We start from the raw sequence: 13,115 nt of genomic DNA, 5'->3' as shown, positions 1-13,115 counted from the left end.
GGAGAGGATCGCCTCATGAGCGCCCCGGCCGTGGAACCCGGTGGCCGCCTGGCCGACCGGTTCCGCCTGGAAGACCGCGTCAGCGAGTCCGGTGGCGCCACCTTGTGGAAGGCCATCGACGAGGTGCTCGCGCGGCCCGTCTGCGTTCTCACGCTCTCCCCCGACTTCGAGCGGGTGGCCGAGGTCGTCACCGCCGCCCGCGGGGCGAGCCGCCTGACCGACCCCCGCCTGACCCAGGTCTTCGACGCCGCCGAGGAGGACGGGCAGGCCTATGTCGTGAGCGAGTGGGTCACCGGCGAGACCCTGACCGACATGGTCTCCTCGGGGCCGATGGCGCCCGAGCGCGCGGCCGCGCTGGTCGCGGAGGCCGCCGAGGCCGTCGCCCACGCTCACGAGGCTGGGCTGGCCCATCTCTGCCTGACCCCCGACCGCCTCATCTGGACCGCCGGCAGCACCGTCAAGCTTCTCGGCCTGGCCGTGGACGCCTCTCTCTGCGACATCGAGAGCGAGGACCCCGCCCGCGACGACGCCCAGGGGCTCGGGCGCCTGCTCTACACCGCGCTCACCGGTCACTGGCCGGGTGACGGCGAGGTCGATCTGCCGCCCGCGCCGCTCGACGATGGCAAGGTCTGCACTCCGCGCCAGGTCACGGCCGGTGTTCCCGGCTTTCTCGACGCCATCACCTGCCGGGCTCTGCTGCAGGAGCCCAGGCGCGGGCTGCCCGCGCTCGCGACCCCCGCCGCCGTGGCGGAGGCCCTGGCCGAGGTGCCGAGGCCCGCTCCCGTGCCGGTGTCGGTCTCGGCGATGCCTCCCGCGCTGAGCCTGCGTTCCGAGGCGCCCGAGGACATCGAGCACACCAGGCCGCCCCGGCAGCCCGCGCCTCAGCGCCCTCCCGTCCAGGCCCCCCAGCGCCACTCGGGCGGCATGGCGAGCCGGGCGATGATCAGCGTGGTGATCGTCCTGGTCATCGCCGCGGTCGGCCTCGGCGCCTGGACTCTGGGGCAGAGCCTCGGCAAGCGTCCGCCGTCGCCCGAGGCGTCCTCGTCGGCGTCGCAGGCGCCGTCCCCGAAGATCGTCACGGTGAAGCCGTCGAGAGCCGACGGCTTCGACCCGCTGGGCAGCGACCATGCCGAGCACCCTGAGCTCGCCCGCCTGGCCATCGACGGCAAGCCCTCGACCGAGTGGCACACCGACAAGTACGAGAGCGCCGAACTCGGCGGTCTCAAGAAGGGCGTCGGCCTCATCGTGGAGCTGGGCAAGCAGACCACGATCGCCGACGTGGTCGTCTCACTGGGCGACACGCCCGGCTCCACGATCGAGCTCAGGGTCGGCGACACCGCCGACCTGAGCTCATTGAAAACCGCCGCCAAGCAGGAAAATGTCTCAGGAACGGTGACCCTCACCCCGGAAAAGGCCACGAGCGGTCAGTACGTTTTGATCTGGTTTACGCGCCTTCCGGCCTTTGAGGGGAAGTTTCGTGGCACCATCTATGACGTAGTCGTGCATTCTCCCGGATCGGCCTAACAGGACACGCGTTGTGAACCCTCCTCCCGATAGCCCGCCGGCGGCTCAGCACGCCGCACGGTCAGCGTTGTCCGACGCCGACCTGCTGACGAGCCATATCGGCGGTGATCCACACGCCTTCAGCGAGATCGTCCGCCGCCATCGTGATCGCATGTGGGCCGTCGCGCTGCGTACGCTCGGTGACCCCGACGAGGCCGCTGACGCCGTTCAGGACGCCTTCGTCTCCGCCTACCGCAAAGCCGACAGCTTTCGCGGCGAAGCGGCGGTGACCACCTGGCTCCACCGCATCGTCGTGAACGCCTGCCTCGACCGCATGCGCCGCAAGTCCATCCGCCCGGTCGCCGACGACGAGCTCGTCGAGGCCGCCGAGCGGGACACTCCGATGCCCGACCAGACAGGTGAGCGCGACGTCTCCATGGAGGTCTCGGCCGCGCTCAAGCTCCTCCCCGCCGACCAGCGAGCCGCCTTGGTGCTGGTCGACATGATGGGTTACTCGGTGGAGGACGCCGCCCAGGTGCTCGAGGTGCCCACGGGCACGATCAAGAGCCGGTGCGCGCGTGGCCGGGCGAAACTCGCCCCGATTCTTTCGCATCTGCGGAACCGATCAGACCTGTCTCGCGTCTCATCCGCGAAGGGAGCAGAACTTCGTGACGGGTGATACGCACTACGACTTGGAGATCCTCGCCGAGCTGGCAGAGGGCCTCCTGGACGACGCTACGGCCGTGCGGGTCCGCGAGCATCTCGCGGTATGCGATCCCTGTGGGGAGAGCCTCGCCGACCTGGCGGCGGTCCGCGAGATGCTCGCGGCGATGCCGGTTCCCGCGATGCCCATGGGCGTCGCGTTCCGCATCGACAAGGCCCTCGGCGCAGAGGCGGAGACCAGACGGGCCGGTGGCGGGCTCACGCTCGACGAGGCCCCCGACTGGGACCGCATCATGGGCGACTCCCCATGGGAGACCGCGCCTTCGACGCCGCTGACGGCTCCGACGCCGATCGTTCCACCGGTGCCGGCGGCACGACCCGCGCCATCGCTGCCGGAGCCCGCGATCGCGGTGCTGGGCGTCGTGGCCGACGACGGCTCGATCGTCCCGGCCAGGCGCAGGAAGGCCTCCCGGCGCCGCTCGTGGGCGATGCCCGCTGCGGCGAGCGTGGCGGCGGCCGCCGTGATCGGCATCGCCGGAATGTCGGCGACCATGCTTTCGGCCTCGGGCACCGGGGCGGGGCCCGATCACAACAACGTGGCCCTGCCGCCCGCGCAAACCAGCGCGCCGTCCAGCGTGGGCCCCGGCCAGGAGCAGGTGGTCCCCAAGCCGCCGGCCCCGGGCCGCAGCTACGTGATCAGCCACAGTGACTTCAACTATTCCAGCGACGTGCTCAACGGACCTCTGGCGACCTACGTCGGCGCCACGGGTCCGGGGTCGTTGTCGGGAGGCGACGCCTCCGTGGACCCCGCGGTCGTGCGATGCGTGACCAAGATCTCCGAGAGGGTCGGGAAGCGGCTCAACTCACAGACCGCCGCCAAGCCGATCGGTGTCGACCAGGCCCTCTACCAGGGCAACGAGGCCATGGTGATGGCCTTCTGGAAGGACCGCCTCCGCAACGCCGTCTGGGTGTACGTCGTGGACTCCAACTGCGCGAACGTGCGGCAGCCGGCCGTGGGCCGCTGGCAGTAAGCCTAATCTGACCTGGGCATACAGCCCTTTCCTCTAGCCTTTACGAAGTCCCTCGCGGGTAACCCCGGGGGACTTCGTCATGTCCGGAAGCGCGCTTGGCCGTGGAGGGAATCCCGGACGCCTAGGATCTGTTGACGCCACTGCATCGAACGAACAGGCCAGCAATAGTCGGAGCGGTGTGGCAACGCGCACCGGCAGTCGAGCGAACGACCACCATGGGCACGAAAGGCGAGAGGCGTGAGCGACGTCCGTAATGTGATCATCATTGGGTCGGGCCCGGCCGGGTACACCGCCGCGGTCTACGCGGCCCGCGCGGACCTCAACCCGCTCGTGTTCGAGGGCTCCGTCACCGCCGGTGGCGCGCTCATGAACACCACCGACGTGGAGAACTACCCGGGCTTCCCCGACGGCATCCTCGGGCCGGACCTGATGGACAACTTCCGCAAGCAGGCCGAGCGGTTCGGCGCCGAGCTCCTCGCCGACGACGTCACCGAGGTCGACCTCACCCAGAACCCCAAGGTGGTCAAGACCCACACCGAGACCTACCTGGCGAGGACGGTCGTCGTCGCCACCGGCTCCGGCTACCGCGAGCTTGGTCTCCCCAACGAGAAGCGGCTCTCGGGCCGGGGCGTCTCGTGGTGTGCGACCTGCGACGGGTTCTTCTTCCGCGACCAGGACATCGTGGTCGTCGGCGGCGGCGACACCGCCATGGAGGAGGCCACCTTCCTCAGCCGGTTCGCCCGGTCGGTAACGGTGGTCCACCGGCGCGACGAGCTGCGCGCGAGCAAGATCATGCAGGATCGCGCCTTCGCCAACGAGAAGATCCGCTTCGTCTGGGACAGCGAGGTCGTCGACATCCTGGGTGACACCAAGGTCGCCGGCGTCGTGATCAGGAACCTCAAGACCGGGGAGCAGACCGAGCTGCCGGTGACCGGCGTGTTCATCGCGATCGGCCACGATCCCCGCAGCGAGCTCTTCAAGGGCCAGCTTGACCTCGACGATGAGGGCTACATCCTGGTCGACACCCCCACAACCAGGACGAACGTCGACGGCGTCTTCGCGGCCGGCGACGTCGTCGACCACACCTACCGCCAGGCCATCACCGCAGCGGGCACCGGTTGTTCTGCGTCGCTGGACGCCGAGCGCTGGCTCGCGGACCACGCCACCAGTTAAGGGGAGAACCACCTTGGGCGAGATCAAGTCAGTCACCGACGCCACCTTCGAGGCCGAGGTCCTCAAGAGCGACAAGCCCGTGCTCGTCGACTTCTGGGCCGAGTGGTGCGGCCCGTGCCGCCAGGTGGCGCCGATCCTCCAGGAGATCGCGACCGAGCACGCCGACAAGCTGACCATCGTGAAGATCAACATCGACGAGAATCCCGCCACTCCTCGCGACTACGGCGTACTCCAGATTCCGACGCTGAACGTCTACAAGGGTGGAGAGGTCGTGAAGCAGATCATCGGCGCCAAGCCGAAGGCCATGCTGCTCCGCGAGCTCGACGGCGTCATCTAGACGCCCCTGCGGACCGCGCACGCCATGCGGGCGCGAGCCGTACCACCGCCTCTTCCGGCGGCACCCACCCCAGCAGAGCCCCCTGCGCCATCTGGCGCAGGGGGCTCTGTGCTGTCGGTCGTGGGGCTGAGATGGCCTCAGACGGGGCGAAGCGCGCGTTCGGGTGACATGGAGCCCAGGAGCCGTTCCAGGGCCACCTCGACGTCCTCACGCCACGACGCCGCCGTCTTCAGCTCCAGCCGGAGCCTCGGAAAGCGCAGATGCGGGCGAACGGTCTTGAAACCGACCGCGAGGAGGTACTCGGCGGGCAGGACGCAGCCCGGCTGCTCCCATTTGAGGTCGCCGAACGCCTCGATGGCCCGGACGCCGCGCCGGGTCAGGTCCTTCGCCACGCCCTGGATCAGCATCCGCCCGAGCCCTCCCCCGGAGAACTCCGGGATGATGTGGGCGGTCATCAGCAGGACGGCGTCCGCGCTCACTGGCGAGGTCGGGAACGCCACGGACCTGGGCACGTACAGCGGCGGCGCGTACAGGACGAACCCGGCAGGCACCCCGTCGACGTAGCAGATCTTCCCGCAACTGCCCCACTCGAGCAGGGTCGCCGAGATCCAGGCCTCCTTCTCGAGCCCTGGATCACCCACCAGCTGGGCGCGCTCCCCGCTGACGGGATCGAGCTCCCAGAAGACACACCGCCTGCAGCGGCGTGGTAGATCGTCAAGGTTGTCCAGCGTGACATTCACCAGCCGACGCGACACCCCGGGGCCCCCAATCCTTGCGAGACGAACGCGAGTCATGGCGGAAAAGCGCACGAATTACGGCGTCTCCAAACTGGCATGGTAGCCGAGTGAAAGCGGAGTACGGCGGTCCTGGTCATCGAACCTCCTGGCCTGTCGCGCCTGGAGGCCTTCCAGCAGGCAGGAAGCCTCGGGAACGTGATTGCGGGCGTGGCGGAGAATGGGGTGGTATGCCCAGAAAGGTGCTTCGAGGGAAGAAATAAGGGAGGCAGTGGCACACGCTGCCGTACTCTGGTCTTTCCGCAATGACCTAGCTCGGCTATGCCCTAGGAGGTGGACCGTGACGGAAGAGCAGGATCACGGTCGGAGGAGCGCGACCCACGGGTCGCGCATCGACGCCTACATCGACCGGTACGCGGCACGTGCAACCGGGATGGTCGCCTCAGAGATCCGAGCTCTTTTCGCCGTCGCTTCGAGGCCCGAGGTGGTCTCGCTCGCCGGCGGCATGCCGTACGTCACGGCCCTCCCCCTCGACACCGTCGGCGAGCTGGTCGCCGACATCGTGGCCCGGCGCGGCACGGTGGCACTGCAGTACGGCTCCGGCCAGGGCGACCCGCACCTGCGCGAGCAGATCTGCGAGGTCATGCGCCTCGAGGGCATCGACGCCGGCCCGGACGACGTCGTGGTGACCGTCGGCTCGCAGCAGGCCCTCGACCTGATCACCAGGATCTTCATCGACCCGGGCGACGTCGTCCTCGCCGAGGGGCCCTCGTACGTCGGGGCGCTCGGCACGTTCGCCGCCTACCAGGCGTCCGTGGTGCACATCGCCATGGACGACCAGGGGCTCGTCCCCGAGGCGCTCGCGCAGACCATCGAGTCGATGACACGCTCCGGCCGCCGCGTCAAGTTCCTCTACACCGTTCCGAGCTTCCAGAACCCCGCCGGGGTCACCCTCAGCGCCGACCGCCGCCGCCAGGTGATGGAGATCTGCCAGCGCGCCGACGTGCTCGTCGTCGAGGACAACCCGTACGGCCTGCTGGGCTTCGACGGCGACCCCATGCGAGCGTTACGTGCCGATGATCCCGATGGTGTCGTGTATCTCGGGTCGTTCTCCAAGACGCTGGCGCCGGGGTTCCGCGTCGGGTGGGCCCTCGCACCGCACGCCGTCAGGGACAAGCTGGTGCTCGCGATGGAGTCCGCGGTGCTGTCGCATTCGAGCTTCTCGCAGCTCGCCGTCGGGCAGTACCTCACGACCCAGCCCTGGAAAGAGCAGATCAAGTCGTTCCGCGAGCTCTACCGCGAGCGCCGTGACGCCATGCTCGGCTCGCTGGAGGCGCTCATGCCGCCCGGCTGCTCCTGGACCCGGCCCGCCGGCGGCTTCTTCGTGTGGATGACGCTGCCCGAGGGCCTCGACTCCAAGGCGATCCTGCCGCGCGCCGTGGCCGAGCGGGTGGCGTTCGTGCCCGGCACCGGGTTCTACGCCGACGGCTCGGGCGCGCGCAACATGCGCCTCTCCTACTGCTACCCCGAGCCCGACCGCATCCGCGAGGGCGTCCGCCGCCTCGCGGGCGTGGTCCAGCAGGAGCTCATGCTGCGCGACACGTTCGGCACCGGCTCGATGCCCGCCCACGGCGGCGTGGACACGCCCGGTCCCGACCTAGCCTGAAGATGACGTACGGAAGGCGCCTCGCCCGACCGGCGGGGCGCCTTCCGGTCCCACGACGCAAGAAAGGTCCTTGATGAGCGATCTCGGCCATGTGCTGGTGCTGGCAGGCGGGCTGTCCTACGAGCGAGAGGTCTCCCTCCGCTCAGGTCGCCGCGTGACCGAGGTGCTGCGTGCCGCCGGGATCGACGTGGAGTCGCGCGACACCGATTCGAGCCTGGTGCCCTCCGTCCTCGCCGACCCGCCCGACGTGGTGTTCGTGACGCTGCACGGCGGCAGCGGTGAGGACGGCGCCATCCGCTCGGTGCTGGAGCTGCTCTCCCTGCCGTACGTGGGGGCCGCGCCGGAGGCCTGCCGCATCGCCTACGACAAGCCGGTCGCCAAGACGACGGTCCGGTCCGTCGGGGTTCGCACGCCCGACTCGGTCGTGCTGCCCAAGGAGACCTTCCACGACCTCGGCGCTTCGGCCGTGCTGGCGCGCATCGTCGACCGGCTCGGGCTCCCGCTGTTCGTCAAGCCGTCACGCGGCGGGTCGGCCCTCGGCGGCTCCATCGTCCGCAAGGCCGAGGAGCTGCCGGCCGCCATGGTCGGCTGCTTCGCCTACGGGGACACCGCGCTGATCGAGCAGTACATCGAGGGCGTGGAGGTCGCCGTCTCGGTGGTCGACCTCGGAGACGGGCCTGTGGCACTTCCGCCCGTCGAGATCGTCGCCGACGAGGGCGTCTACGACTACTCCGCCCGCTACACCGCCGGGCACACCGAGTTCTTCGCTCCGGCGCGGCTACGGCCCGAGGTGGCTGAGGCGTGCTCCGAGCTGGCCGTCACCGCCCACACGGCCCTCGGCCTGCGCGACCTCTCGCGCACCGACCTGATCGTGGACGCGCTCGGCCGGCCGCACTTCCTGGAGGTCAACGTGGCTCCAGGGATGACGGAGACCTCCCTTCTTCCTATGGCCGTGGAGGCCGCGGGCAAGGACCTCGGCGCCATCTGCCGCGGCCTCCTGGAAGCCGCCGTCCGGCGCGCCTGAGCGACGACCACCGTAGTCCACGTATTGGGCGCCCACGTCCTGCGCGTCCTGGTTCGGGTGCGGCGTAGCCTGGCGGCGTGATCGAACCGCTTTACGCCAAGAGCTTCGCCAGCGACAACCACGCGGGAGCACATCCGTCGGTGCTCGACGCCGTCAACGCCGCCAATTCGGGGGACGCTCCCGCCTACGGTGACGACCGCTGGACGAGCATCCTCGCCGACCAGATCCGCGCCGAGTTCGGGGACGACGCCACCAGCCTCGTCGTACTCAACGGCACGGGCGCCAACATGGTCTCGCTGAGCCTGATGCTGGGACGCCGCTACGAGGCGATCATCTGTCCGGAGACGGCGCACATCGCCACCCACGAGACCGGGGCCAGCGAGCGCATCCTCGGGGTCAAGCTCGTGACCGTTCCGACGCCCGACGGGAAGCTGACTCCGGGGGACGTGACCGCGCGCCTCGGCGGCCGGGGCAACATCATCGAGGTCCAGCCGAGGGTGGTCTCCATCTCGGAGGTCACCGAGCTCGGCACCTGCTACACGCGGGACGAGATCGCCGCGCTGGCGGACACCGCCCATGCCAACGACATGCTCCTCCACCTGGACGGCGCTCGCCTGGCCAACGCCGCCGCCTTCCTCGGCTGCTCCCTGCGGGACCTGACGACCGACGCCGGGGTCGACGTGCTCAGCTTCGGGGCCAGCAAGAACGGCGCCCTGGTCGGGGAGGCGGTGGTCGTGCTCCGTCCCGAACTGGCGGACGCCGGCCCCTATCTCCGGCGGCAGACGCTCCAGCTCGCCTCGAAGATGCGCTTCATCTCGGTGCAGCTGTCGGCCCTTCTGACCGGAGAGCTGTGGCGGGAGAACGCCGCCCACGCGAACGCGATGGCGCGCAGGCTGGCGGACGGCCTGGCCGATCTCCCTGGGCTGAGCCTCCGGTGGCCGGTCGAGTCCAACGCGGTCTTCGCCTCGCTTCCCGCCGAGGCGATCGCCGAACTCCAGTCTCGCTATCTCTTCCACATGTGGGACGCGCCCAGCGGCGTCGTGCGGTGGATGACCGCCTTCGACACCTCCCTTGAAGACGTGGACACCTTCATCACCGACATCCGCCAGGCGCTCAAGAAGTAGCGCACCTATGGCTAGGGGCTGGTCGCTGTTTCACGTGAAACAGCGACCAGCCCCTAATTGCTTCGCTCAGTCGTCCAGGGCGCGGATGGAAGTGGCCGCGCCGGGGGCCATCGCGCCGATGATGCGCTCAAGGTCGTCCATGGTGGCGAACTCGACGACGATGCGGCCCTTGTGCCGACCGAGGTCGACCTTCACCCGGGTCTCGAAGTGATCGGAAAGCCGGGTGGCGAGGTGCACGAGCGCGGGCTCGGGTGCGTCCTTGGCACGGCGCGTCTTGGGAGCAGGGGCGGCGGTCGCCTCCCCCATCGACACGATCTCCTCCACGGTCCGCACGGAGAGGCCCTCGGCGAAGATGCGGGCGGCGAGACGCTCCTGCGCCGCAGGGTCGCTGAGACCCAGCAGTGCCCTGGCGTGGCCGGCGCTGATCGTGCCGGCCGCGACCTTGAGCTGGACGTTGGCGGGGAGGTTGAGAAGGCGCAGCGTGTTGCTGATGTGCGAGCGGGAGCGCCCGACGCGCTGGGCGAGCTGCTCGTGGGTCGCGCCGAAGTCATCCAGGAGCTGCCGGTAGGCCGCGGCCTCCTCCAGCGCGTTGAGCTGTTCCCGCTGGAGGTTCTCGATGAGGGCGTCGCGGAGCAGCTCGTCGTCCTGGGTGCTCCGGACGATCGCCGGGATCTCCTTGAGGTCGAGCAGCTGGGAGGCCCGCCAGCGCCGCTCCCCCATGATGAGCTCGTAGCGTCCCCCGCCCACCGAGCGCACCACGATGGGCTGGAGGAGCCCCACCTCGCGGATCGAGTCGGCGAGCTCGCGTAGAGCGTCCTCGTCGAAGATCTCTCTGGGCTGCCGGGGGTTCCGGGTGATCGCTTCGAGGGGGATCTCCATGAAGTAGGCACCCGCGACCGGCCTCAGCCCGTCGTCGGGTGCCGGCGAGGTCTCCGGCGCCGCTCCCGTCGCAGCCGGAACCTCGACGATCGGCCCGGTGGGGATCAGGGCTCCGAGTCCCTTCCCCAGTCCACCACGCCTCTGCTGGGCCACGAATCCTCCTCGCCGACAACCCGCTCGCAGGGAGACGGCCACCATCGGCGCCGTCTCTGCCCGCCGCGTCCTAATTGATCCTGACGTTCCGATCGAACCCGGCGCGGGACACTCCCAGGAGAGTACCGCTGCCGGGCGGGGTCAGCTTCCCGCCATCGCCGCGGCGCGGAAGGCGATCTCCCTCGCCGCCTCCATGTACGCCATGGCGCCGCTGGAGCCCGCGTCGTAGGTCAGCACGGACTGGCCGTAGCTGGGCGCCTCGGACACCCGGACGCTGCGGGGGATCACCGTGCTGAGCACCGTGTCGCCGAAGTGCGAGCGGACCTCGTCGGCCACCTGCGAGGCGAGCCGCGTACGGCCGTCGTACATCGTGAGCAGGATGGTGGAGACCCGGAGCGCCTGGTTCAGGTGCACCCGGACCAGCTCCACGTTCTGGAGGAGCTGGCTGACCCCCTCCAGTGCGTAGTACTCGCACTGGATCGGGATCAGCACCTCCTCCGCCGCGACCATGGCGTTCACGGTCAGCAGCCCCAGCGAGGGCGGGCAGTCGATGATGATGTAGTCGAGCTCGATCGCGTCGAAGGCCTCCAGGGCTCGCTTGAGCCTGGCCTCCCTGGCGACCAGTGACACGAGCTCGATCTCGGCGCCGGCCAGGCCGATGGTCGCCGGCGCGCAGTAGAGGTTCGGCATGTCGGGAACCGGGCTGACGATCTCCCCCAGCGCGAGATCCTCGACCAGCACCTGGTAGACCGAGGGGATGTCGCCCCGGTGCTCCACGGACAGCGCGGTCGACGCGTTGCCCTGCGGGTCCAGGTCGACCACGAGCACTCGCTGGCCGTGCATCGACAGCCCGGCCGCGAGGTTCACCGCCGTCGTGGTCTTGCCGACGCCGCCCTTCTGGTTGGCGATGGTGATGATGCGCTGTTTCGGGGGCCGTGGCCAGTCACCCTCCTGCATGGGGGAGGTATAGCCGGTGGAAGCGGCGGCCACGGGAGCGGATGGAGCTGTTTCACGTGAAACCACTGAGCTGAGCGCCTCTCGGACCAGCGGCGAATCGCCGGGGTTAAGGGGGGGCTGTGACACGGTCGTCGTCCTTTCAACCGGCGTGGCAGCAGCAGGGGAAGAAGGCCAGCCGAGACCCGAAGGCCGTCCGCCGGAAACGGAGACATGACTGACCGGCCAGCCAAGGCCGCCTGCCGCATCCGGCATAACCGTCACCTCTTCCGTCGGCGCCGCGTACCCTGCGCAACTCGAGCTGGCGAGTGTCCGGCGACCACCCGGACGAGAGTCGCGGGCGGATCGACCTTACCGCGCCCGACCGTGACAAGCTCGGCAGTCTCAGCACCATAAGCCCGCAATTGCCGCGCGGCGGCGTCGAGTTCCTCGGCCGCGCGCTCTCCCTTCATCGCCAGGAGCTGGCCACCCTCCCGGAGGAGGGGCATCGACCACGCCAGAAGGCGGTCAAGCGGCGCCACGGCACGGGCCGAGGCCACATCGAAGAACTGCTTCCCCGCCAGCTCCTCGGCGCGACCGCGCACCACCTCCACGTTGGTCAACTTCAGCTCGTCCACGCACTCCTCCAGGAACGTCGTCCTGCGGAGAAGCGGCTCCAGGAGGGTCACCCGCACGTCGGGACGTACGATCGCCAGGACGATGCCGGGAAGGCCCGCGCCGGAGCCGATGTCGACGAGGTGGGCGCCCTCGGGCACCGCCTCGGCCACCACCGCGCAGTTCAGCAGGTGCCGGTCCCAGATGCGGGGGATCTCCCTCGGCCCGAGAAGCCCTCTCACCACTCCGGGGCCGGCCAGCATTTCCGCGAAAGCCTGGGCCCGGGGCCAGGCCTCTCCGGTGAAAACCTCGCGCGCCACAGCGGGCGCGTCGGGCAGCTCGTCGCTTTCCGCCATCACTCACTCAACTAGAACGGTCACAACATCTCCGCGTAAGGGTAGCCGTCCCGGCACTCCTCCCTGCTTACGACGCGTCGGGCCGTACCACCTGGAGCCATATGTCCGGTCCCCTACCGGGCCGCCGAACCGCAAGCCGTACGGGCTCCGTACCTGCGAAGGGGGGCCCAGAGGAACGCCCAGCAGCACGATGGAAACGCGCGGGCAATGGGCGGCCCAAGAAAAGTACGAGATTCCGGAAACGTGGGAGAGCCTGCGCCATACGGCGCGGCGGAACCGCTACAACGGAAGTGACGCATCGGAAGCCCAGCCTCGACCTTGACGGGGAGAGCCTGGAACGCCGAAGGGCCGCCGATCCAGTGGATCGGCGGCCCGTAATTCCCAGATCTGGGACCCGGCCCCGCAGGCGGCGGCGCTACACGGGCAGGACCACGACGAAGCGCTCGGGCTCCTCGCCCTCGGACTCGCTCCTCAGCCCCGCGGCCGCGACGGCGTCGTGCACGATCTTGCGCTCGAACGGCGTCATCGGCTGGAGGGACTTCGCCTCTCCAGAGCGCTTGACGTCCTCGGCGGCCTTGGCACCGAGCTTGCTCAGCTCCACTCGCCGGCCCTGGCGGTAGCCGGCGACATCGAGCATCAGGCGCGACCGCTCGCCCGTACGGCGGTGCACGGCGAGACGCGTGAGCTCCTGCAGCGCCTCCAGCACCTCACCGTTGGCGCCGACCAGGTCGCTCCCCTTGATGTCAACGACGGACACGAGGGCGCGGTCGCCTTCGACGTCCATGTCGATGTCGCCGTCGAGGTCGGCGATGTCCAGCAGCCCTTCGAGGTAGTCGGCCGCGATCTCACCTTCCTGTTCGAGGGCGGCGATGTCGGGCGCGGCCTGGGGGGCCTGCTCCTCGTTGACTTCGGTCACGTCCGGAC

At 69.6% G+C, this 13,115-nt stretch carries 13 protein-coding genes; 8 read left to right on the top strand and 5 right to left on the bottom strand.

What is annotated here, in order from left to right; genetic code table 11:
• Nucleotides 1-15: 15 nt before the first annotated feature.
• The 5 genes from OG589_RS36495 (at nt 16) to trxA (ending at nt 4,707) form a co-directional block, all read left to right on the top strand.
• Nucleotides 16-1,524, top strand: a complete 1,509-nt coding sequence (locus OG589_RS36495) for a serine/threonine protein kinase (protein WP_405142868.1) — start codon at nt 16-18, stop codon at nt 1,522-1,524.
• A gap of 13 nt (nt 1,525-1,537) precedes the next feature.
• Nucleotides 1,538-2,182 carry an RNA polymerase sigma factor SigM gene (gene sigM, locus OG589_RS36490; RefSeq protein WP_405142867.1) on the top strand — a complete coding sequence of 215 codons (645 nt, stop codon included), beginning with the start codon at nt 1,538-1,540 and terminating at the stop codon, nt 2,180-2,182.
• Nucleotides 2,172-3,197, top strand: coding sequence for an anti-sigma factor family protein (locus tag OG589_RS36485; protein ID WP_405142866.1), 1,026 nt, complete (start codon nt 2,172-2,174; stop codon nt 3,195-3,197). The genes sigM and OG589_RS36485 overlap by 11 nt, the downstream gene beginning before the upstream one ends.
• A 237-nt stretch (nt 3,198-3,434) precedes the next feature.
• Nucleotides 3,435-4,370 carry a thioredoxin-disulfide reductase gene (gene trxB, locus OG589_RS36480; protein ID WP_405142865.1) on the top strand — a complete coding sequence of 312 codons (936 nt, stop codon included), beginning with the start codon at nt 3,435-3,437 and terminating at the stop codon, nt 4,368-4,370.
• A 13-nt stretch (nt 4,371-4,383) separates the two neighbouring features.
• Nucleotides 4,384-4,707, top strand: coding sequence for a thioredoxin (gene trxA / locus OG589_RS36475; protein ID WP_405142864.1), 324 nt, complete (start codon nt 4,384-4,386; stop codon nt 4,705-4,707).
• Between the two features lie 137 nt (nt 4,708-4,844).
• Here the strand turns inward: trxA and OG589_RS36470 are convergent, their stop codons facing one another.
• Nucleotides 4,845-5,462, bottom strand: a complete 618-nt coding sequence (locus OG589_RS36470; RefSeq protein WP_363914193.1) for a GNAT family N-acetyltransferase — start codon at nt 5,460-5,462, stop codon at nt 4,845-4,847.
• Nucleotides 5,463-5,874: 412 nt separating this feature from the next.
• Between OG589_RS36470 and OG589_RS36465 the strand changes: the two genes are divergently transcribed.
• The 3 genes from OG589_RS36465 (at nt 5,875) to OG589_RS36455 (ending at nt 9,255) form a co-directional block, all read left to right on the top strand.
• The gene (locus tag OG589_RS36465) at nt 5,875-7,107 is read left to right on the top strand and encodes a PLP-dependent aminotransferase family protein (RefSeq protein WP_405152202.1); all 1,233 of its coding nucleotides are present in this window, start codon (nt 5,875-5,877) and stop codon (nt 7,105-7,107) included.
• Nucleotides 7,108-7,180: 73 nt separating this feature from the next.
• The gene (locus tag OG589_RS36460) at nt 7,181-8,131 is read left to right on the top strand and encodes a D-alanine--D-alanine ligase (protein ID WP_405142863.1); all 951 of its coding nucleotides are present in this window, start codon (nt 7,181-7,183) and stop codon (nt 8,129-8,131) included.
• 77 nt (nt 8,132-8,208) lie between these two features.
• On the top strand, nt 8,209-9,255 hold the full coding sequence (locus tag OG589_RS36455) for a threonine aldolase family protein (protein ID WP_405142862.1): 1,047 nt from the start codon (nt 8,209-8,211) through the stop codon (nt 9,253-9,255).
• 66 nt (nt 9,256-9,321) lie between these two features.
• Here OG589_RS36455 and OG589_RS36450 read toward each other — a convergent pair whose 3' ends face one another.
• The 4 genes from OG589_RS36450 to OG589_RS36435 all read right to left on the bottom strand — a co-directional run bounded on the left by OG589_RS36450 (nt 9,322) and on the right by OG589_RS36435 (nt 13,107).
• Nucleotides 9,322-10,287 (bottom strand): ParB/RepB/Spo0J family partition protein, encoded by a 966-nt coding sequence (locus OG589_RS36450; protein WP_405142861.1) that lies wholly within the window; start codon nt 10,285-10,287, stop codon nt 9,322-9,324.
• Nucleotides 10,288-10,428: 141 nt separating this feature from the next.
• The gene (locus tag OG589_RS36445) at nt 10,429-11,244 is read right to left on the bottom strand and encodes a ParA family protein (protein ID WP_405142860.1); all 816 of its coding nucleotides are present in this window, start codon (nt 11,242-11,244) and stop codon (nt 10,429-10,431) included.
• Nucleotides 11,245-11,501: 257 nt separating this feature from the next.
• Complete coding sequence (gene rsmG, locus OG589_RS36440; RefSeq protein WP_405142859.1) at nt 11,502-12,191, bottom strand: 16S rRNA (guanine(527)-N(7))-methyltransferase RsmG; 690 nt, start codon at nt 12,189-12,191, stop codon at nt 11,502-11,504.
• A 415-nt stretch (nt 12,192-12,606) separates the two neighbouring features.
• The gene (locus tag OG589_RS36435; protein WP_405142858.1) at nt 12,607-13,107 is read right to left on the bottom strand and encodes a protein jag; all 501 of its coding nucleotides are present in this window, start codon (nt 13,105-13,107) and stop codon (nt 12,607-12,609) included.
• Nucleotides 13,108-13,115: the final 8 nt, after the last annotated feature.

Origin of the sequence: Sphaerisporangium sp. NBC_01403, from assembly GCF_045040145.1 — a bacterium.
Lineage (GTDB): Bacteria > Actinomycetota > Actinomycetes > Streptosporangiales > Streptosporangiaceae > Sphaerisporangium > Sphaerisporangium viridialbum.
This window is presented reverse-complemented; position numbering and strand designations above follow the sequence as displayed.